Here is a 19,268-nt window from a genome sequence, read left to right on the forward strand (position 1 = left end):
GTACCGGTGATGTTGAAGGGGGTTGAGGGGCACTCTGCGCTGCGCCTCCCCATCTACCTTGCGGTCCCGCTCGCGGCGGCATCCGGCATCATCCTCGACGGCGCATTCCCCGACCGGGGCTGGTGGCCGTTGGCCCCGCTGGCCGTCGCGCTGCTCTTCCTCACCCTCCTCGGGCGCGGGCCGTGGGTGGGCGGGCTGCTCGGCCTGATCGCCGGGCTCAGCTTCTGGCTGACACACATCCACTGGCTCACGCTCTACCTCGGCGCACTGCCCTGGGCGGCCCTGGCCGTGCTGCAATCCATCTTCTTCTCGATCGGCGTCGCGCTCATCGCCGTCGTGCTGCGCTGGGGGCCGCGGCTCTGGCCGACCCCGCTCGGCCGGCTCGGCATGGTGCCCGTCGTCGTGGCCGGGCTGTGGACGGCAAGGGAGGCCATCTCGGCGGTCTGGCCCTACGGCGGTTTCGCGTGGGGGCGTCTGGCCCTCTCCCAGACGGAGGGGCCCTTCGCCGGGCTGCTCAGCCTCGTCGGCGCCTCCGGCCTCAGCTTCCTGATCGCGCTGCTGGCCGCGCTCCTCGTGCAACTCGCCCGGGAGCAGGCGGTGGCACTCGGCTGGCGCGCCGCCATCGCGGTCGCCACCGTCGCGCTCCTCCTCGCCGTCCCGGCCTGGCCGACGCTGCAGACCGGCACGACCCGCCTGGCCGCCGTGCAGGGCAACTCGAACGCCGGCCTGTTCGCCGAGTACGTGCCGGGCGAGATCCTCAACAACCACGTCGCCGAGACACTCCCGCTGATCGGCGAGGACGTCGACATGGTGGTCTGGCCGGAGAACGGCAGCGACATCGACCCGTTGCGGAGCCCGCAGGCGGCCAAGACCCTCGACTATGTGAGCACGCAGATGCGCGCCCCGCTGATCGTCGGTACCATCACGCTGCGGGATGACGAGTATTTCAACAGCTCCCTGCTCTGGAAGGCGGGGGAGGGTGCCGTGCAAATCTACGACAAGGTGCACCCGGTGCCCTTCGCCGAGTACATGCCCGACCGGGAGTTCTGGCGCCCATTCGCGCCCGACCTGATCGACCTGATCGGCCGCGACTACTCGATCGGCACCCAGCCGAACGTCTTCGACGTGAACGGGATCCTCGCCGGCATCGCCATCTGCTTCGACATCGCCGACGACCAGCTGGTCAAGGAGATGATCACCGGCGACGCCGAGATCATCCTGGCCCAGACGAACAACGCCGACTTCGGCAGTGCGGCGCACTACACCGACGAGAGCGCCCAGCAGCTGGCCATCGCCCGGATGCGGGCGATCGAGGCCGGCCGCACGGTCGTGAACATCTCCACCGTCAGCTCGAGCGCCATCATCCTGCCGGACGGCAGCACGCTGGCCTCCATCCCCGACTTCACGGCCGGCTCGATGCTGGAGACGGTGCCGCTCAGCGACACCGTGACCCCGGCCATGGCCGCGGGACGCGGCATCGAATGGCTGGTGTCCGGACTCGGCCTGGCCGGCCTGGCGCTGGCAATGACGTTCGCGGCCCGCTCCCGGCGCACGGCAGGGCGTGGCCCGCGTGGCTGAGCGCACGCTGGTCGTCGTGCCCACCTTCGAGGAGAGCGCCAGCATCCGCTCGATCCTCGCCCGGATCCGCTCCGCCGTGCCCGCCGCCGACATCCTCGTCGTCGATGACAACAGCCCGGACGGCACCGCGGAAATCGTGGCACGGCTGGCCCGCACCGACCCGCGGCTGGCGGTGCTGGTGCGACCAGACAAGAGCGGGCTCGGCCGGGCGTACCTCTCCGGGTTCCGCTACGCGCTGGAACACGGCTACGACTACATCGTCGAGATCGACGCCGACGGCTCGCACGACCCGGCTGAGCTGCCGCGGATGCTGGAGTTGGCGGAATCCGGCCACGACCTGGTCATCGGCTCGCGCTGGGTCCCCGGCGGTCGGGTGAGCAACTGGTCGCGGGTCAGACAGGCGATCTCGCGGGCCGGAAACGGCTACTCCCGCTTCATGCTGGGCTCCGCGGTGCGCGACATCACGGCGGGGTTCCGGGTGTTCCGGGCAGACACCGTGCGGCTGCTGCTGCGGGAGCCGACCTCCAGCCAGGGGTACTGCTTCCAGATCGAGATGGCCTGGCACACCGAGCGCGCCGGGCTCAGCATCGCCGAGCACCCGATCACCTTCGAGGAGCGGGCGGAGGGCGTCTCCAAGATGCACCTCGGCATCGTCGCGGAGGCGCTCTGGCGGGTCACCGTCTGGGGGGTCCAGAAACGCCTGTCGCCGGGCCAAGTGGCCCGGCGATCAGAGGGGTAGCGGCACACGGCCGCTGAACCGAGGGTCTTAGACGCTGACCTTCTGCGTGCCGCGGCGGGCGCGCAGGGCGACCAGACGCTCCTCGAGCAGCTCTTCGAGCTCCTCGATGGTGCGACGCTCCAGCAGCATGTCCCAGTGCGTGCGCGCGATCTTGTCCTCGGAGTGGTCGATGACCACGGGCTTGGAATCAACGATCAGGCTGGCCTCGTGGCCGCAGTGCTTGCACTCCCACGCCTCGGGGGCCTCGGCCTCGGCCGAGAAGGTCATGACCGTGTCACGACCACATGTTCCACAGCGGTAGCTGTGATTGACGCGCGGTGAGAAACTGACGCCCTCTTCGCTCTGCAGGCTTTGTGCGCCCAGTCGCATTCCACGCAAACTACGATCTGCCATTGTGTGGTCTCCTCTCGCAATGCAACCTCCGTTATAGCGGCTCAAGCTGTGCGTTAGCTTGCGGAGAAGACCCGCGCACGGCGGGTTCCCCGGCCTTGCCAGAAGACTCCCAGTCTCGCGCTCGCTCAGCCCCGGGCGGCGAGCAGGCGGACGGCCAGATCGGCCCGATCGGTGACCAAGCCGTCGACGCCCAGGTCGAGCAGCGCGCTCATCTCCGCCTCGTCGTTGACCGTCCAGACGTGCACCTCGACACCGGCGCGGTGCATCGCGGCGATCACCCGCGGCGTCGTGATCTTCAGCGGCCCGGCGCTCTGCGGCACCTGCACGGCGACCAGACCAGCCAGGGCCCGGCGCACCACGGGGGAGAGGCCGAGCTTGGCCGCGATCAGGGCGATGGCGAATCGGGACGACGACGCCGAGCTGGCCACGCCGGGCAACAGCCGCACCGTCTCCCGGCGGCGCCGCTCCGAGAAGGAGGTGATCAGCACGCGGCTCGTGGCCTGGGCCGCCGCGACCGCCGCCGCCGTGGGCGCGACCGCCGCGGCATCCTTCACATCGATGTTGAAGCGCGCCGTCGGGAAGGCGATCAGCGCCTCCTCCAGCGAGACGAAGTGCTGCCCGTCGCCCAGGTCGATGGCGGCCAGCTCGGCGAAGCTCAACTCGCCGACGGCGACCTCGCGGGACGCCAGCCGGCTGAGGTCGGCGTCGTGGCAGATCACGGCGACGCCGTCCCGGCTGGCGTGCACATCCGTCTCCAGATAGTCCACGCCCTCTGCGAGTGCGTTGCGGAAGGCGAGGAGCGTGTTCTCGGGGGCCCCGGTGGCCAGGCCGCGGTGCGCGAGGACGCGCGGGCCAGACTGATCGAGGTAGTGCGGGGTGGTGTCGGCGTTCAGAGCGCTTGTCCTGTCGGTGGTGCGGGCGGGGGAGTGGGCGCCGGAGTGGGCTGGACGACGGGCGGGGCGGCATCCGGGGCGGTCGGGATGAAGGCCCGACTCATGCCCTTCAGCGCCTCGGTGAGCTCGCTGGGCACGATCCAGAGCTTGCTGGCCGGGCCCTCGGCGATCTTCGGCAGGGTCTGCAGGTACTGGTAGGCGAGCAGCTTCGGGTCTGCGTCGCCCTCGTGGATGGCGCGGAACACGGTCTTGATGGCCTCGGCCTCGCCCTGGGCGCGCAGCACGGCGGCCTTGGCGTCACCCTCCGCGCTGAGGATGGCGGCCTGCCGGGCGCCCTCTGCGGTGAGGATGGCCGACTGCTTGGTGCCCTCTGCGGTGAGGATCAGCGCGCGGCGGTCGCGCTCTGCGCGCATCTGCTTCTCCATCGAGTCCTGGATGGAGTGCGGCGGGTCGATCGCCTTGAGCTCGACCCGCGACACGCGGATGCCCCACTTGCCGGTGGCCTCGTCGAGCACGATGCGCAGCTGGCCGTTGATGTTGTCGCGGCTGGTCAGCGCCTCCTCGAGGTTCAGCCCGCCGACGACGTTGCGGAGGGTCGTCGTGGTGAGCTGCTCCACGGCGCCGAGGTAATTGGCGATCTCATACGTCGCCGCCCGGGCATCCGTGACCTGGAAGTAGACGACGGTGTCGATGGAGACGACGAGGTTGTCCTCGGTGATGACGGGCTGCGGCGGGAAGGAGACGACCTGCTCGCGCATGTCGACCTGCTTGTGCACCCGGTCGACGAACGGGACGAGCAGGTTCAGGCCGGGCATGAGGGTCTTGTGGTAGCGGCCGAGGCGCTCCACCACGCCGGCGTAGGCCTGCGGGATGATCTTGATCGAGCGGAACAGCAGGACGAGGACGAAGACGACGATGACGACGATGACCGCGGCGAGGACGATCTGCGACACGGTATCCGGTGAGAGGTTCACGGCTGCACCCTTTCGACGGGGACGATGACGGCGGTTGCGCCGTCAATGCTGGTGACGAGCACCCGCTCGCCGGCCGCGACGGTGCGCTGCTCGGTGATGGGGGACAGGCGCGCCGTCCAGGTCTCGCCGTTGGCGAGTTTCACCTGGCCGATGCCGAATTCGCCGCCGATGGATGCCACGACGGTGCCGTCGATGCCGAGCAGCGCGTCCACGTTGCTGCGGGCCGGGTCGCCGCCGCTGCGGAGCCGGCGGAGCAGCGGGGGCCTGATCACCGTCAACAGCAGGACGGCGAGGATCGCGGCGACGATGAGCTGCAGCCACCAGGGAGCGCCGAAGAGACCGGCGACCAGGCCGCCGATGCTGCCGACGGCGATCATCAGGAACGTCAACTCGAGAGTCACAATCTCGATCGTGAGGAAGAGCAGGATCAGAACCAACCAGATGATCCACCCATACGAGGCAATGAAGTCATCCATGACCACTCCTCCCGACGCCGTGAGTCACCTCTGAGATGAAACTATCAGCTGGGGGAGAGGCAATGGCGGTTCCGCGCTGGGAGTTCCTGAGTGTCCGGGCCTTGGTATCCTCGATCGGACGCCTCTTCTGCAGGGGCGCTCCCGTCGTCAGGCACAATCCACCCGCAACACCGAGGAGACCTCTGTGACCAATCCACTCGCCCCGCAGCTCTTGGCCGGCAAGACTGCGCTCGTCACCGGATCCTCCCGCGGTATCGGCGCAGACACCGTGCGCTACTTCGCCGAGGCCGGCGCCAACGTCGTCATCAACTTCCGCAACAAGGAGGCGCGCGCCCTCAAGCTCGCCGACACGCTGCGCGCGGGCGGGGCGAACGCGATCACCGTGGGCGCAGACCTGACCGACCCGGCATCCGTCGCCGCCATGATCGACACCGTGCAGGCCGAGTTCGGCGGCATCGACATCCTGGTCATGAACGCCTCCGGCGGCATGGAGTCCGGCATGGCCGAGGACTACGCCATGGTGCTGAACCGCGACTCGCAGCTGAACCTGCTGGAGACCGCGCTGCCCGCCCTGAACCCGGGCGCCCGCGTGGTGTTCGTCACCAGCCACCAGGCGCACTTCATCAACAACACGGCCACCATGCCGGAGTACGAGCCCGTCGCCCGCAGCAAGCGCGCCGGCGAGGACGCCCTGCGCGCCAAGCTGCCCGAGCTCACCGCGGCCGGCGTCGAGTTCGTCGTCGTCTCCGGCGACATGATCGAGGGCACCATCACTGCCACGCTGCTCGAGCGGTCGAACCCGGGCGCCATCTCGGCCCGCAAGGAGTCCGCAGGCAAGCTCTACAACGTGGGGGAGTTCGCCGCCGAGGTGGCCCTCGCCGCCGTCGAGCCGGTGCCGGAGAACAACACCCGCTACGTCGGCGACGTCTCCGACTTCAGCTAGCACCCGAAGCACGAAAGAAGGACGGGCCCTCCGCGTGGAGGGCCCGTCCTTTCTGTCTGGCGCCGGCTCAGGCCGGGGTGACGATGCCCTTGCCGAAGGTGAACGCGCGCACGAGCTGGATGATGCCGAGCACGATCAGGCTGATTCCGGTGAGGATGAACAGCAGCACGGCGCCCCAGAGCGGGGAGAAGAGCAGCACGATGCCGGCGATGATGCTGAGCAGACCGAAGAAGATCGACCACCCCTTGGATCGTGAGTCGCCCAGCTGCACGAGCGCCACGACGCCCTCGACGATCCAGGCGATTCCGACCAGGATGCCGAGGAACACGCCGAGAACCGCGGCGGTGCCGCTCAGGTTCGTGAAGGCGAGGACCGCGGCGACGACGAAGACCACTCCCAGAATTATGTCAAGTACGCGGGCCCAGCCGCCGATGCCGCGGGAGAAGATGCCGATGCCGAGGTAGGCGATGCCGGCGATCAGGAGGTAGATGCCGAGCAGCACGGCGATGCCGGCCGCCGCGCCCTTCGGCCAGAAGGTGATGAGCACGCCGATGATGAGCGCCGCGGCGCCCGAGACGCCGAGAGCGATGCGGACGCCGTTGATGGCGGACTTCGTCAGGTCTTTGCCGTCGAGCGAAAAGGCCGCGAAATACGCGCCCTGCTGTGGTGTTGTCATGGTGTGCGCCTGTTCTGATCGTTCGGAACTGCTTTTGCGCCCAGAGTATCGCCCACGCGACGTCTGTGGTGGATAAAGTCACTGTGGCGCGTCGCCCGCCTGCGCAGCCGTCGGCCCCTGGCGTCGCAACGCACTCCGACGACGTGACATTACGTACGGAGCCGAGCAGGAAAGCTGCTGGCCAGCGCCCCTTTCCGCACTCTCGGCATTGCGCCGATAATGCACATTATGTCAAGTCATCCGTCGGGACCCCTCCCCGTTCGCCAACGCACCTCGTCCTGACATGGTGTCAGTGGGCGTCGTCGTTGCCCATGACGTGGACGGCGTAGCCCCAGCACCCAGCGTCCTCCCACCTGTAGTCGCCGGGAGTTTGGCGTGGGCCGTCGAGCGCCACCCCGGCGGCAGCCTGTTGTTCCGCGGGCAGCTTCGCTATCCAGCTCGGTTCCGCGCTCCAGGCCCAGTTCGGAACGAAGGTGTAGTCGTATCCCTTCTCCCCCATGCATTGCGCCGTGATGACGTTTGTCTGCACCCACTCGCGAGCGTGAGCGAGTTCGGCGGCCGTCATGCTCGCGGGGTAATCCACGGCGTCGACGTCTGTGGACCCGTCGAACACAACCAGGGCCGGAGCGACATCCGCCAGTTCAGGAATCGACGCCTGCGCAGTCGGCGTCGACACGTCGGCACTCGGCGGTTCCACGGTCGCTGTGACGAAGGGGGCGGCAGACGGACGGGGCTCATCGGTGGCCGCAGCGCTGCAGCCGACAAGCGTGAGGACAGACAGCGTGAGCAGCACAGTGAGGGCAGTACAGCCTGTTCTCGTCGTCAACATGCCGCGACTCTAGTGCATCCGTGTGGTTGACTCACGGAGCGAGAGGAGTGAATTGCCAGCAACCATCGAATGGCGTCTGGTGTCTCCTCGTGCGGTCGGGTTGTGGCGTGTCGGCAGCGGGGTGCTCGTGCTCGCGGTGCTCGCGTACGCGTTCTCCGAGCGGATCGCGGCCGGCGACGACAACCCGTTCGACTTCTTCGGCTACTTCACCAACCTCACCTGCCTGCTGACGAGCGCCGTGCTGATCGCCGTCGGGGCACGCGGTGTCACCGCACGGCGCGTCCCGAACTGTCTCATCGTCGCGCGCGGTGTCGCTCTCGCCTCCCTCATCGTCGTCGCGGTGATCTACAACGTGGTCGTGCCCGGAACTGGCTCCGCACCACCCTGGGTCAGTGCGGTGCTCCATGTGGCGTTCCCCGTTGCCGTCGCGCTGGATTGGCTGCTCGTCGGCGACCGGCCGCCGCTGCCCTGGAGGACTCTGTGGCTCGTGCTTCCGTATCCGCTGATCTGGCTCGCGGTCGTCCTGGTCCGCGGAGCCACCGATGGCTGGGTGCCGTACGGATTTCTGCTCCCTGAGCGCGGCCAGCTCGCCCTGGCGGGCACGGTCGGCGGTCTCCTCGCTGCATTGCTCGCTGCCGGCGTCCTGACCTGGAGTGTGAGCAGAGTGCCAGCGCTCCTGCCCCGCCCGGCTGCACCCGGGCGGTGAGCAAAGCCGGCCTTCAACAGGCTCCGACGCTTCACTCCGCACTCGCCGGGAGCGTCTTCATGACCTCGCGACGGATGCGGTCGGGCAGCGCGGGTCCCATGCGAGCGAGGAACTCCCGCACGGCATCCGGCGCGACGGCCCCGGCGTGCCGGAGCGCGATTCCCACCGGCTTGTTGACCAGCGGGTCAGGGTCGGCTGCGAGCATCTCCGCAATCCTCAGCAGGTCTGCGATCCCCGCGCGGTGCAGCGGGCGGGTGTAGGCCAGCGGTGCGGTCATCGCTGTGCGCCGGCGCAGCGGGTCCGCTGAGACGGCCAGGTCGAACAGCGGATCCCTCGACCGCTCGCGCAGGAACATGCCGACGACGCGCGGGGCGGCGCGGTCCACCATGTCCCAGGCATCGATCGCGTCATGCCTGTCGAGGTACAAGCGGTAGCGCGCCTCCCGCTCACCGCTGGGCAGTCGGGCAGCGCGAACCTGGAAGTCCAGGATGCAGAACGCGGCCATGCGGCTCTCATACGGATCCTCGTCGAGCAGGCGCCCCACCTCGGCCAACGGCATCCCACTGTTCCGCTTGGCGATGTCGAACACCGTGCCCATGCGCACGCCGAGCACCCCGCGGGTGCCGGTGTAGTGGCGGTTGGGGTGCGCGGCGAGGTCCGCGGCCGCAGCCAACTCGCCGATGACGCTGCCTGCCGATGACGTCATGATCCGATCACCGAGCGCTAGCCGGCCCCGCTCCCCTGCTGCCGCTCCCCCGCGGCGTCGAGCACCTCGAGGTAGTGGGGGTTGTTCATCACGCCGAGCAGGTTGCCGAACGGATCGACGACGGAGGCCGTCACGAAGCCCTCGCCGCGCACCGTCACCGGCTCGTACTCGGCGGCGCCCAAGGCCAGCAGCCGTTCAATGGTGCCGTCCAGCTCATCGACGTGCCAGTACATGACTGCGCCGTTGGGCGCACTGCGCGCGCCGTCGGTCGCGGAGTGCGCGGGGCGGTACCGGTTGTCGATGATGCCGAGCTCGTGCTGGTAGTCACCGATGCGGAACTCGGCGTAGGCCAGCTTCCCGTCGGGCCCGGATCGGGTGAAGTAGGGCTCGATGCCCAGGAACTGGGTGTACCAGTCGGCGGCCGCCTGAACATCGTCTGCCCAGAAGTTGATGGTGCTGAATCCTCGCAAGCTCATGGTTCTTCCCTTTCTGTCGATGGGTTGGATGCCGGGCGGCTCACTGCGCGATCTCGTACCGGAGCAGCACGACACCGTTCTCGAACGGGGTGGCCTCGAGTAGCGTCAGATCGTGGCGGTCATCGAAGACGCGCCGCCCCGCGCCGCGCGAGGTGGGACACACGAGCATCCGGACCTCATCGACGAGGCCGGCATCCATCAGTGATCGCATGAGGGTGAGACTCCCCCACAGCCAGAGGTCGCGGCCGGGCTGCGCCTTGAGCTCCCGGACCGTGGCGGCGGCATCGGGTGCCACCGTCGCGGCGGGAAAGGCGCCCCACGGCGCTTCCGACAGGCGGGAGGAGGCGACCACCTTGGCCAGGGAGTTGAGCTTCTCCCCGTACTCGCCCTGTTCGGCGGCGTGCGGCCAGTACCCGACCGACTGCGCGTAGGTGTTCGCGCCGAGAATCATGGTGTCGACCGAGTCGATGAAGCCCATCAGGTTCGCCTGGAACGGGCTGGTGTCGGTGTCGGAGAAGGGCTCGCCGGCGACGAAGCTGAGCCCGCCGTCCTCCTCCGCTGCGATGTTGTCGACGGTCACCCACTGTTGAACGATGAGTTTTCGCATGGCGCCACTGTAGTTCGCGGGCCCGGCGACCACTACCGGTCGGATGCGGTCAGCGACGGATCATGCGCAGCTCCCGCACACCGTGCCCGAGCTTGGAGGCACCGTCCGGAACGAAGCCATGCCTCAGATAGAACGCCTGGGCGCGCGCATTGGGGTCGGCGACCCACAGGCCCGCGCTGGTGCCCGGTGTCAGGACCGCCTCGAGGAGCGCCGGTCCGGCGCCCGCGCCGTGCACGGCTGCGCAGGTATAGAGGACGTAGAGGTCCGCGGACCAGTCCGCGTCCGCGTCGCGAGGCGGCCCCGCCATCGCGACGCCGATGACCTCCCCGCCGCGTTCCGCGACGGCCGCCCGGTTGCCCGCGTGGGCCGGGTCGGTGAGCGCGGCGCGCCAGAACAGCTCGCGGCGTGCGACGGCGCCCGGATCATCCAGCACGGAATCGTCCATCAGCCCGCGGTAGGTCTCGCGCCACGACTCCACGTGCAGGCGTGCGATCTGCGCGATGTCGCGCTCGTGCGCCGGCCTGACCGTGATCACCGTGTCCATGGCCCGATGGTAGCGACTCGAGCGCTGGCTCGAAGCTCCGGGGAGGGTCAGAATGGGGGCATGCTCGTCTTCGCCATCGTCCTCATCACCGCCGCCCTGGTGTTCTACACGATCGGGGTCTGGGCCGAGCACCGCCAGCGCGTACTGAAGCCCTGGCACGCCGTCTTCTTCGGCATCGGCCTGTTCTTCGACGCCAGCGGGACGTTCGCGATGAGCCGGCTGGCCGATTCCGGCACCTCGGCGACCGGCCTCGCCGGCGGGCTGAACACGGTGATGATCGTCACCGGCGCCATCGCCATCGCCCTGATGGCCATCCACCTGGTCTGGGCGATCATCGTGCTGGCGCGCAACCGCGAGTCCGAGCGCACGCAGTTCCACAAGTTCTCGCTGATCGTCTGGGCAATCTGGCTGATTCCCTACTTCGCCGGTGCCATCGGCGCCAGCATCAGCTGAGCGCGGGCGGCTCCCACAGCTCGATCGCGAGCCCTTCGGGGTCGTGGATGCGGGCGAAGCGGCCGTATTCGGACGCTTCCCAGTCCGGCCGACGCTCGATCGGGATGCCGGCCGCCTCGAGCGCGGCGAGCAGCGCGTCCAACTCTGTGACGCGCAGGTTCAGCATGAATGCCTGATCCGCCGCGAAGTAGTCGCTGTCTGCGGGGAAGGGCGCGAAGACGGTCATGCCGGCCTGCTGCTGCCAGAGGCCGTCGCCGCCGGCCTCGATCCCGAGGTGCTCGCGATACCAGGCCGCACGGGCCTCCGGGTCGCGGCTGCGGAAGAAGAGTCCGCCGATGCCCGTGACGCCCATGCCTATCCCCCGCCCTTCTCGGCCGCCGCGCGGCGCCGGTACGTGTTGACCAGTATGCCGGTGGGCAGCGCCCGCGACTCCGTGAGGGTGAGTTGGGTGAGCGGGAAGCCCTCGGAGAACAGCCGTTTCCCGGTGCCCAGCACGAGCGGGTAGACGACCAGCCGGTACTCGTCGATGAGGTCGTGGGCCGCCAGCGTCTTGATCAGGTCGCCGCTGCCCCAGACGCGGATTTCGCCGCCCGGCTGCGCCCGCAGGGCCGCCACCGCGGCCGGCACGTCGGGGCCGAGCAGGTGCGAGTTCTTCCAGTCGAGCGTGGTGAGCGTGTTCGACGCCACATATTTCGGGACACGGTTGTACCGCCTGGTCAGCTCCCCCGTCAGCCCGTCGGCGTTCTCGTCCCACACGCCCCAGGCGCCGGCGAAGATCTCGTAGGTCTTCCGGCCGAGCAGCAGCGCCTCTGTCTTGCTCTCCCACTCCCCCACGAACTCGTTGTCCTCATCCGGGTGGTAGCGGTCCTGCCAGCCGCCGTGCTCGAAGCCGGACTCGGCGTCCTCGTCCCGGCCGCCGGGCGCCTGGACAACGCCATCGAGGGTGACGAAAGCCTGCACGACGATCTCACTCATGAGTGTTCCCCCTCCGTGACGATCACCGCGGCGATGGCGCTGACCTCGATGAGCGCCCCGGGCACGCCGAGCCCGGCCACCCGCGCCGCCGTGACGAGGGGCGGCGCCCCCGCTGTGGCCAGCTTGGGCGCGATGGCCCCGTAGGCCGCGCCGAGATCGGCATCCGAGGCGATGAGGACGGTCCACTGCACGACGTCGGCGAGCGTCGCCCCGGCCGCCTCGAGGGCGATGCCCGCGTTGTCGACGGCCCGGATCGACTGTTCGGCGACATCCGCCGACACGATCGCCCCGCTGGCGTCGATGCCGTTCTGGCCGCCGACGTAGATCGTGGTCGCGCCGGGTGGCACGATGGCGACATGGCTGAATGCCGGGCTCATCACGAGACCGGCCGGTTGCACTCGAGTGATCTCCATGGCGGCCATGATTCCACCCGCGTGGCGCGAACGCCAGCGCTGCCGTCGAGCCCCGAATACTGCTTAAATCGACTGAGCGCACCACGAGGGAGACAGCATGAGCACGGAATCCGCGGCCCACCCGGCAGACAGCCACGACCTGATCCGGGTGCGGGGTGCACGCGTGAACAACCTGAGAGACGTCAGCATCGACATTCCGAAGCGCCGGTTGAGCGTGTTCACCGGTGTCTCCGGCTCGGGCAAGAGTTCCCTCGTGTTCGGCACCATCGCCGCCGAGTCGCAGCGGATGATCAACGAGACGTACAGCGCCTTCGTGCAGGGCTTCATGCCGGCGCTGGCCCGCCCCGACGTCGACGTGCTGGAGGGGCTGACCACCGCGATCCTCGTCGACCAGGAGCGGATGGGCGCCAACTCGCGCTCCACCGTTGGCACCGCCACCGACGTCAACGCCATGCTGCGGATCCTGTTCAGCCGGCTCGGACAGCCGCACATCGGCTCGCCGCAGGCCTTCTCCTTCAACGTCGCCTCCGCCACCGGCGCCGGCGCCATCACCGTCGACCGCGGCACCGCCGCGACGAAGGAGCGCCGCGACTTCACCATCACCGGCGGCATGTGCCCGCGCTGTGAGGGCATGGGCAGCGTCACCGACATCGACCTCACCCAGCTCTTCGACGAGGGCAAGTCCCTCGCGGGCGGCGCGATCACCGTCCCCGGCTACACGGCCGACGGATGGTCGGTGCGGATGTTCACGGAGTCCGGCTTCCTCGACCCGGAGAAGCCGATCCGCGACTTCAGCGAGACGGAACGGCACGACTTCCTCTACCGCGAGCCGGTGAAGGTGAAGATCAACGGCATCAACATCACGTATGAGGGGCTCGTTCTCAAGCTGCAGAAGTCCCTGCTCAGCAAGGACCGCGAGGCCATGCAGCCGCACATCCGCGCCTTCGTCGACCGGGCCGTGACCTTCACCGCCTGCCCGGACTGCGGCGGCACCCGGCTCAACGAGGGGGCGCGCTCCTCCCGCATCGCCGGGCGCAACATCGCCGAGTTGTGCGCCATGCAGATCAGCGACCTGGCCGACTGGGTCCGCACCCTCGACGAGCCCTCCGTCGCGCCCCTGCTCGACGCCCTGCAGGAGACGCTGGACTCCTTCGTCACCATCGGCCTCGGCTACCTCTCCCTCGACCGCCCCGCGGGAACGCTCTCCGGCGGTGAGGCGCAGCGCACCAAGATGATCCGCCACCTCGGGTCCTCCCTCACCGACGTCACCTACGTGTTCGATGAGCCGACCATCGGCCTGCACCCGCACGACATCCAGCGGATGAACGAGCTGCTGCTGCGGCTGCGCGACAAGGGCAACACGGTGCTCGTCGTCGAGCACAAGCCCGAGATGATCGCCATCGCCGACCACATCGTCGACCTCGGCCCCGGCGCGGGCAGCGCCGGCGGCACGGTCTGCTTCGAGGGCAGCCTGGACGCGCTCCAGGCCAGCGGCACCCTGACCGGCCGGCACCTCGGCGACCGGGCATCGCTGAAGGATGCCGTGCGCACCCGCACCGGCACCCTCGAGGTGCGCGGGGCCACCGCGCACAACCTGCAGGACGTCGACGTCGACGTGCCGCTCGGCGTGCTCGTCGTCGTCACCGGCGTCGCGGGATCCGGCAAGAGCTCGCTCGTGCACGGCTCGCTGCGCGCGCAGGCCGGCGCCGGCCAGGACGTCGTCTCCATCGACCAGGGCGCCATCCGCGGCTCCCGGCGCAGCAACCCGGCCACCTACACCGGGCTGCTGGAGCCGATCCGGAAGGCATTCGCGAAGGCGAACGGAGTGAAGCCGGCGCTGTTCAGCGCCAACTCCGAGGGCGCCTGCCCGAACTGCAACGGCGCAGGCGTCATCTACACCGACCTCGGCATGATGGCCGGGGTCGCCACCACCTGCGAGGTGTGCGAGGGCAAGCGGTTCCAGGCGTCCGTGCTCGAGTACACCCTCGGCGGGCGCGACATCAGCGAGGTGCTCGGGATGTCGGTGGCCGAGGCGGAGGAGTTCTTCCGCGCCGGCGAGGCCCGCATCCCCGCCGCCCACGCCATCCTGGCCCGGCTCGCGGATGTCGGCCTCGGCTACCTGTCGCTGGGCCAGCCGCTCACGACGCTCTCCGGCGGGGAGCGCCAGCGGCTGAAGCTCGCCACCCAGATGGCCGAGAAGGGCGGCGTCTACGTGCTGGACGAGCCGACGGCCGGGCTGCACCTCGCCGACGTCGAACAGCTGCTCGGCCTGCTGGACAGGCTCGTGGACTCCGGCAAGGCGGTCATCGTGGTCGAACACCACCAGGCCGTCATGGCGCACGCCGACTGGATCATCGACCTGGGGCCGGGAGCCGGTCACGACGGCGGCCGCATCGTGTTCGAGGGCACGCCGAAAGACCTCGTCGGCGCGCAGTCGACCCTGACCGGGCAGCACCTGGCGCGCTACGTCGGCTAGCCCCGCAGGCTCTGCACCACGCGGTCGAGACCGGCGGAGAACGTCTCGAGCTCGTCACGGGCCCAGCCCGCGAAGAGCCGCTCGGTGAACTGCTCCTGCTCCCGCGCGATCGCCGCGACCACGGCCTTGCCGGTGTGGGTCAGCGTGACCAGGGTGGCGCGCCGGTCGTGCGGATGCGGCTCGCGGCTGACGAAGCCGTCGGCCACGAGCGCATCCACCAGGCCGGTGACGTTGCGCGCGCTCACCCGCAGGGATTCCGCGAGCTCACGCTGCGTGCGCGGGCCCGCAGCGGAGATCACCCAGAGCACGGGCGCTCGCGAGCTGGAGAGGCCGTGGCGGGCCAGGCTCTCGTCGTTGTCGCGGCCGAGCAGCACGGTGAGCTGTCGCAATCGATCGAGTGCACCGGAGGAAGCCGCATCAGTCATATTGTGATGTTACATCACTATGTGCGAGCATCATCACGAGCGCTGTTCCCTGGCCTCCGCCCGCCGGCGCAGGACCGCCCGTTCGCCGAGCGTCCACGTCGTCGTGACCGTGAGGTAGATCGCGGCGGCCAGCGGCACGATCGCGGCGAAGACGACGGTGATCAGCGGCATCCAGCTCAGCACTCCGCTGACCCTGGCCATGGCCGCCGGCATCTCCGCGCCCGACTGCGCCTGCTGAGCCAGCATCACGCGCCGAGAGGTGAGGGCGACCGCGGCGATCACGGCGAGCAGCCCGAGGAACACGGCCGCGCCCGGCCAGAACGAGCCGCTGTTCAGCAGGGAGAGGAAGGAGGTGCCGAGCGGCACGCCGAACAGCGTCTCGCTGAGCAGGGCGTTGGGGTGGCCGTTGATCGTCGGCAGGATGAACAGGCCGTAGACGAGGGAGAGCACCGGCGCCTGCGCGAGCGCGGGCAGCATGCCGGCGAACGGGGAGGTCTTCTCCTCGGCGTACAGCTCCATGGTGGCCCGCTGCAGCTTCTCCGGGCTGCCCGTGTGCCGACGCTGCAATGCCTGGAGCTTGGGGGCGAGACGGCGTCTCGTGAGCTCCGCGCGGGCCTGCGCCATGCCAACGGGGATCAGTGCGACGCGCACGAGGATGGTCAGGGCGACGACGGCGAGTGCCATGGCCGGAGCCCCGGGGATCGGGGCGAAGAGAGCGGCGAGGCCGTTGACGGCGGTTGAGGCGAGTTCGAGCAGCGCCGCGATGGGCGCGAAGGCATAGAGGTCCACGAGGAGGTCCAATCAGGCAGAGGGATGTGCGGTCACATGTGCGACCACGCCCGCTGCCCGCGACTCTCACGAATCGGGGGTTTTGGTTATGCGGTCGCCTCTGCCCGGGACGGGGCCCGGGTGCGGGGCCTACCCGCCGTGTTGGGGTGTTGCGGCTCGATGAGGGTGGAGAGCACCTCGCGGTGCGCGCGCGAGCGTGCTCCGACGTGCAGCTCCCCCGCCGTGATGGCGACCGCGAGATAACGGGCCCCGAGCGCGATGGCTGCGGCCAGCATCACGGCGCTCGTCAGCAGGGCGGCATCCGGCGGCGTCTGCAGGATCAGCGCGTACGCGACGAAGGCAACGGTCAGTGTGACCGCCAGTCGTTCCTGCAGCGCCTTCATGCCCCTGAGTCTAACCGCAGGAGCGTGCGGCGCTCAGTCCCGTTTGGCCAGTTTCTCCAGCCGTTCGGCGGATGCCGGCATACCCAGCTCCCCCAGCGGGTCGTGGCGGGCCGGGCTCGGCCGCCGCTCCTCCTCCGGGATCGGGCAGCGCACGAGCACGTTCGAGGTGGACTCGTCGATGACGTGCTCACGCATCTGATGCCCGCAGAGCGGACACGTGCGCAGGGCGACCGGCACTTCTTCCTCGCCCCCGGACTCCGAGATCGGCGGCGAGCCGATGGCTTTCTCGACTTGCCTGTTCACTTTCTCAAAGAAGCGCACGAAGGCGTTCTCTTCTGACTGCGTGACGTTGTCCCGGCTCATGGCGATATACTACGCCCGGCACGGCGCGGGGCAACAGCCCCGCTATGCCTCCCCGAAACCGGTCTCGATCAGCCCCGCGAGGGCGTCGACGGCCTCGGTGCCGGCCGGGTCATCGCTGGCCAGCACGACGGTGGCGCCCTTGACCAGGCCCATGGCCATGATGCCGAGGAGGCTGCGCGCATCGGTGCCGTTCACCGTGACCTTGGTGGGGAACGTGTTCGCCAGCTTGACGAAGTCCGCGGCGGGCCGCGCGTGCAGGCCGTCCTTGTTGATCAGCGTGACCGTGCGGCTGTAGCCGCCGGGCTCCTCCACCGGCGCCGCGGCGGCCACGGGGCTGGAGCCGCCCGCGGACTCCGCCGCCTCGACGACGGAGAGCAGCGACCCGCCGACCTCGCTGGCGACCGCCGCGGCGACGCCGCCCTCGACCAGCGGCGCATCCACGATCCGCACTTTCTCGCGCACGTCGTCGTCGAGGAAGTCCAGCGCGGTCTCGGCGGTGAGGATCGCCGATCCGAGGTCGCAGAGCACGACGACGCCGACGCCCTGGTTCACCGTGGCGATGCCGGCAGAGACCTTCTCAAAACTGGTTCCGATGCGCCCGTCGTCCGTGCCCCCCGCGCCGGCCAGCGGGGCGTTCTGCGCCATCTGCCTGGCCAACTCGAGCAGGCCGTCCGCGATCTTCTCGCTGTGCGACACGTAGACGATTCCGACGCGGGCAGCGGACTGCTCGCTCACGAGGATGCTCCGGCCGCGGTGGCGGCCGCGCGCAGCAGCAGCGCGCTGGACTGGGCCCCCGGGTCACGGTGCCCGACGGCGCGCTCGCCCAGGTAGCTGGCTCGCCCCTTGCGGGCCACGAGCGGCTCGGTGGCGACGGCGCCAGCCTCCGCTGCACCCGCAGCGGCGGCCAGCAGCTCGCTCGCGTCAGAACCGGCCGCGACGGCCGCCGCCGCGGCGTCGACGGCGGGGGTCCACGCGTCGATCATGGTCTTGTCGCCGAGCTCCGCCTTGCCGCGCAACACGATCCCGTCCCTGGCGGCCGTCAGCGCGGCCAACAGCGCCGACGAGTCGAGCTCGGGTGCCGCGCCGGCGGACAGGGCGGCCTTGAGGAACGCGGTTCCGTACAGCGGGCCCGCCGCACCGCCGACCGTGGAGATCAGCGTCGTGGCGACGATCTTCATCACGTCGCCGGGGGTGGCGTCAGCCGGCAGCTCGCCCATCCGCTCCAGCACGGCTTGGAAGCCCCTGTCCATGTTCTCGCCGTGGTCGCCGTCGCCGATCTCCCTGTCCAGGTTGATCAGCTCGACGCGGTGCTCGGCGAGAACCTCTGCGGCCGTCGTGATCCAGTTCCTGGCCCACGCAGCGTCGACGGTGCCGCTCATCAACGCCCCCAGCGCAGCGCCGCGGTCTGCACGGGTGCGTCCCAGAGCGTGGTCAGCTCGGCGTCGAGCTTCAGCACGGAGATCGACGCGCCCTGCATCTCGAGCGAGGTCGTGAAGTTGCCGACCAGCGAACGGGTCACGCGCACGCCGCGCTCCGCGAGCAGCTCGGCCGCGCGGCGGTAGACGATGTAGAGCTCGACCTGCGGCGTGCCGCCCATGCCGTTGACGAGCAGGAGCGCCTCCTCGCCTGCGGCGAATGGCATGTCCTCCAGGATTGCCCCGAGCAGGCGGTCGACGATGGCGTCGGCCGGCTCCAGCTTGATCCGTTCGCGGCCAGGCTCGCCGTGGATGCCGATGCCGATCTCGATCTCGTCGTCGGCGAGGGTGAAGCTCGGCTCCCCCGCGTGCGGGACGACGCACGGGGTCAGCGCGACCCCCATCGTGCGCACCCGCGAGTTGACCGTGGCGGCGACCGCCGCGACGGCGGCCAGGTTGTCGCCGCGCTCGGCTGCGGCTCCCGCGATCTTCTCGACCAAGACGGTGCCGGCGACGCCGCGCCGGCCGGCGGTGTAGAGCGAGTCCTTGACGGCGACGTCGTCGTCGACGATGACAGAGACGACCTCGATCCCCTCCGCGCCGGCCAGGTCGGCGGCCGTCTCGAAGTTGAGCACGTCGCCGGTGTAGTTCTTCACGATGTGCAGCACCCCTGCTCCCCCGTCGACGGCCTTGGTCGCGGCGACGATCGGATCGGGCGTTGGCGAGGTGAAGACGGGGCCGGGCACGGCGGCATCCAGCATGCCGAAGCCGACAAAGCCCGCGTGCAGGGGCTCGTGGCCGCTGCCACCGCCGCTGACGATGCCGACCTTCCCTGACCGCGGGGCGTCTGCGCGCGCGACGAACACGGGGTCGAGCTCGGCGCGCACGATGTCGCTGTGCGCCTGCGCGAAGCCGCTCACCGCCTCGACGACGACGTTCTTCGGATCGTTGATGAGCTTCTTCACAAGCTTTCCTTCCGTCGGAGGCCTCCGCACATCGACGTGGCGAAGACGAATCACTCGGCTACTCTGCCCAA

General features: G+C 69.6%; 26 protein-coding genes. 6 read left to right on the forward strand and 20 right to left on the reverse strand.

Annotation, left to right across the window (positions count from 1 at the left end):
* The first annotated feature begins 9 nt into the window (after nucleotides 1-9).
* Nucleotides 10-1,578 carry an apolipoprotein N-acyltransferase gene (gene lnt, locus BLT62_RS10240; RefSeq protein ID WP_083363964.1) on the forward strand — a complete coding sequence of 523 codons (1,569 nt, stop codon included), beginning with the start codon at nucleotides 10-12 and terminating at the stop codon, nucleotides 1,576-1,578.
* Nucleotides 1,571-2,317, forward strand: coding sequence for a polyprenol monophosphomannose synthase (locus BLT62_RS10245; protein WP_197675126.1), 747 nt, complete (start codon nucleotides 1,571-1,573; stop codon nucleotides 2,315-2,317). Before lnt ends, BLT62_RS10245 begins: the two co-directional genes overlap by 8 nt.
* A 27-nt stretch (nucleotides 2,318-2,344) precedes the next feature.
* Here the strand turns inward: BLT62_RS10245 and BLT62_RS10250 are convergent, their stop codons facing one another.
* The 4 genes from BLT62_RS10250 to BLT62_RS10265 form a co-directional block, all read right to left on the reverse strand.
* A complete protein-coding gene (locus BLT62_RS10250) occupies nucleotides 2,345-2,710 on the reverse strand; it encodes an RNA polymerase-binding protein RbpA (protein WP_067227200.1) in 366 nt (121 codons plus the stop codon).
* Between the two features lie 125 nt (nucleotides 2,711-2,835).
* Nucleotides 2,836-3,603 carry a glycerophosphodiester phosphodiesterase family protein gene (locus BLT62_RS10255; RefSeq protein ID WP_083363965.1) on the reverse strand — a complete coding sequence of 256 codons (768 nt, stop codon included), beginning with the start codon at nucleotides 3,601-3,603 and terminating at the stop codon, nucleotides 2,836-2,838.
* A complete protein-coding gene (locus BLT62_RS10260) occupies nucleotides 3,600-4,547 on the reverse strand; it encodes an SPFH domain-containing protein (RefSeq protein ID WP_407937565.1) in 948 nt (315 codons plus the stop codon). The genes BLT62_RS10255 and BLT62_RS10260 overlap by 4 nt, the downstream gene beginning before the upstream one ends.
* Before the next feature lie 26 nt (nucleotides 4,548-4,573).
* Nucleotides 4,574-5,053 carry an NfeD family protein gene (locus tag BLT62_RS10265; RefSeq protein WP_083363967.1) on the reverse strand — a complete coding sequence of 160 codons (480 nt, stop codon included), beginning with the start codon at nucleotides 5,051-5,053 and terminating at the stop codon, nucleotides 4,574-4,576.
* Between the two features lie 184 nt (nucleotides 5,054-5,237).
* Here BLT62_RS10265 and BLT62_RS10270 point away from each other — a divergent pair, with 184 nt between their 5' ends.
* Nucleotides 5,238-5,996, forward strand: coding sequence for an SDR family oxidoreductase (locus BLT62_RS10270; protein WP_083363968.1), 759 nt, complete (start codon nucleotides 5,238-5,240; stop codon nucleotides 5,994-5,996).
* Between the two features lie 67 nt (nucleotides 5,997-6,063).
* Here the strand turns inward: BLT62_RS10270 and BLT62_RS10275 are convergent, their stop codons facing one another.
* Both BLT62_RS10275 and BLT62_RS10280 read right to left on the reverse strand, forming a co-directional pair.
* Complete coding sequence (locus BLT62_RS10275) at nucleotides 6,064-6,672, reverse strand: HdeD family acid-resistance protein (RefSeq protein WP_083363969.1); 609 nt, start codon at nucleotides 6,670-6,672, stop codon at nucleotides 6,064-6,066.
* Nucleotides 6,673-6,961: 289 nt separating this feature from the next.
* A complete protein-coding gene (locus tag BLT62_RS10280; protein ID WP_083363970.1) occupies nucleotides 6,962-7,501 on the reverse strand; it encodes a hypothetical protein in 540 nt (179 codons plus the stop codon).
* 79 nt (nucleotides 7,502-7,580) lie between these two features.
* Between BLT62_RS10280 and BLT62_RS10285 the strand changes: the two genes are divergently transcribed.
* A complete protein-coding gene (locus tag BLT62_RS10285) occupies nucleotides 7,581-8,207 on the forward strand; it encodes a Pr6Pr family membrane protein (protein WP_231919096.1) in 627 nt (208 codons plus the stop codon).
* A 31-nt stretch (nucleotides 8,208-8,238) separates the two neighbouring features.
* Here BLT62_RS10285 and BLT62_RS10290 read toward each other — a convergent pair whose 3' ends face one another.
* Genes BLT62_RS10290 through BLT62_RS10305 form a run of 4 tightly spaced genes read right to left on the reverse strand, consistent with a single transcriptional unit; the run spans nucleotide 8,239 to nucleotide 10,540 of the window.
* On the reverse strand, nucleotides 8,239-8,913 hold the full coding sequence (locus tag BLT62_RS10290) for a DNA alkylation repair protein (protein ID WP_083363971.1): 675 nt from the start codon (nucleotides 8,911-8,913) through the stop codon (nucleotides 8,239-8,241).
* A gap of 17 nt (nucleotides 8,914-8,930) precedes the next feature.
* The gene (locus tag BLT62_RS10295; protein WP_083363972.1) at nucleotides 8,931-9,389 is read right to left on the reverse strand and encodes a VOC family protein; all 459 of its coding nucleotides are present in this window, start codon (nucleotides 9,387-9,389) and stop codon (nucleotides 8,931-8,933) included.
* Between the two features lie 40 nt (nucleotides 9,390-9,429).
* Nucleotides 9,430-9,996, reverse strand: coding sequence for a dihydrofolate reductase family protein (locus BLT62_RS10300; protein ID WP_083365414.1), 567 nt, complete (start codon nucleotides 9,994-9,996; stop codon nucleotides 9,430-9,432).
* Between the two features lie 49 nt (nucleotides 9,997-10,045).
* On the reverse strand, nucleotides 10,046-10,540 hold the full coding sequence (locus BLT62_RS10305) for a GNAT family N-acetyltransferase (RefSeq protein WP_083363973.1): 495 nt from the start codon (nucleotides 10,538-10,540) through the stop codon (nucleotides 10,046-10,048).
* A gap of 60 nt (nucleotides 10,541-10,600) precedes the next feature.
* Between BLT62_RS10305 and BLT62_RS10310 the strand changes: the two genes are divergently transcribed.
* Complete coding sequence (locus BLT62_RS10310; RefSeq protein WP_083363974.1) at nucleotides 10,601-10,993, forward strand: HsmA family protein; 393 nt, start codon at nucleotides 10,601-10,603, stop codon at nucleotides 10,991-10,993.
* Here the strand turns inward: BLT62_RS10310 and BLT62_RS10315 are convergent.
* Genes BLT62_RS10315 through BLT62_RS10325 form a run of 3 tightly spaced genes read right to left on the reverse strand, consistent with a single transcriptional unit; the run spans nucleotide 10,986 to nucleotide 12,381 of the window.
* On the reverse strand, nucleotides 10,986-11,345 hold the full coding sequence (locus BLT62_RS10315) for a VOC family protein (RefSeq protein ID WP_083363975.1): 360 nt from the start codon (nucleotides 11,343-11,345) through the stop codon (nucleotides 10,986-10,988). The two genes, BLT62_RS10310 and BLT62_RS10315, sit on opposite strands and share 8 nt — an antisense overlap.
* Before the next feature lie 2 nt (nucleotides 11,346-11,347).
* Nucleotides 11,348-11,968, reverse strand: a complete 621-nt coding sequence (locus BLT62_RS10320) for a dihydrofolate reductase family protein (protein WP_083363976.1) — start codon at nucleotides 11,966-11,968, stop codon at nucleotides 11,348-11,350.
* A complete protein-coding gene (locus BLT62_RS10325) occupies nucleotides 11,965-12,381 on the reverse strand; it encodes a RidA family protein (RefSeq protein ID WP_083365415.1) in 417 nt (138 codons plus the stop codon). The genes BLT62_RS10320 and BLT62_RS10325 overlap by 4 nt, the downstream gene beginning before the upstream one ends.
* A 97-nt stretch (nucleotides 12,382-12,478) precedes the next feature.
* On the opposite strand from BLT62_RS10325, the gene BLT62_RS10330 reads away from it, so the two are divergent.
* Nucleotides 12,479-14,857, forward strand: a complete 2,379-nt coding sequence (locus tag BLT62_RS10330) for an ATP-binding cassette domain-containing protein (protein WP_083363977.1) — start codon at nucleotides 12,479-12,481, stop codon at nucleotides 14,855-14,857.
* Here the strand turns inward: BLT62_RS10330 and BLT62_RS10335 are convergent.
* The 7 genes from BLT62_RS10335 to dhaK all read right to left on the reverse strand — a co-directional run bounded on the left by BLT62_RS10335 (nucleotide 14,854) and on the right by dhaK (nucleotide 19,197).
* Nucleotides 14,854-15,282: a MarR family winged helix-turn-helix transcriptional regulator gene (locus tag BLT62_RS10335; protein WP_083363978.1), complete on the reverse strand. Its 429-nt coding sequence runs from the start codon at nucleotides 15,280-15,282 to the stop codon at nucleotides 14,854-14,856. The genes BLT62_RS10330 and BLT62_RS10335 overlap by 4 nt on opposite strands.
* A gap of 33 nt (nucleotides 15,283-15,315) precedes the next feature.
* Nucleotides 15,316-16,071, reverse strand: a complete 756-nt coding sequence (locus BLT62_RS10340) for a YidC/Oxa1 family membrane protein insertase (RefSeq protein WP_083363979.1) — start codon at nucleotides 16,069-16,071, stop codon at nucleotides 15,316-15,318.
* Nucleotides 16,072-16,157: 86 nt separating this feature from the next.
* Nucleotides 16,158-16,454, reverse strand: coding sequence for a DUF6412 domain-containing protein (locus BLT62_RS10345; protein WP_083363980.1), 297 nt, complete (start codon nucleotides 16,452-16,454; stop codon nucleotides 16,158-16,160).
* 33 nt (nucleotides 16,455-16,487) lie between these two features.
* Nucleotides 16,488-16,817 (reverse strand): hypothetical protein, encoded by a 330-nt coding sequence (locus BLT62_RS10350; protein ID WP_083363981.1) that lies wholly within the window; start codon nucleotides 16,815-16,817, stop codon nucleotides 16,488-16,490.
* A 42-nt stretch (nucleotides 16,818-16,859) separates the two neighbouring features.
* Entirely contained in the window at nucleotides 16,860-17,552 is a 693-nt protein-coding gene (gene dhaM, locus BLT62_RS10355) for a dihydroxyacetone kinase phosphoryl donor subunit DhaM (protein WP_231919097.1), read from the reverse strand.
* Nucleotides 17,549-18,196 carry a dihydroxyacetone kinase subunit DhaL gene (gene dhaL / locus BLT62_RS10360; protein ID WP_083363982.1) on the reverse strand — a complete coding sequence of 216 codons (648 nt, stop codon included), beginning with the start codon at nucleotides 18,194-18,196 and terminating at the stop codon, nucleotides 17,549-17,551. The genes dhaM and dhaL overlap by 4 nt, the downstream gene beginning before the upstream one ends.
* Nucleotides 18,196-19,197 carry a dihydroxyacetone kinase subunit DhaK gene (dhaK, locus tag BLT62_RS10365; RefSeq protein ID WP_083363983.1) on the reverse strand — a complete coding sequence of 334 codons (1,002 nt, stop codon included), beginning with the start codon at nucleotides 19,195-19,197 and terminating at the stop codon, nucleotides 18,196-18,198. The genes dhaL and dhaK overlap by 1 nt, the downstream gene beginning before the upstream one ends.
* Between the last annotated feature and the right edge of the window lie 71 nt (nucleotides 19,198-19,268).

Origin of the sequence: Microterricola viridarii, from assembly GCF_900104895.1 — a bacterium.
GTDB classification, from domain to species: Bacteria; Actinomycetota; Actinomycetes; order Actinomycetales; family Microbacteriaceae; genus Microterricola; species Microterricola viridarii.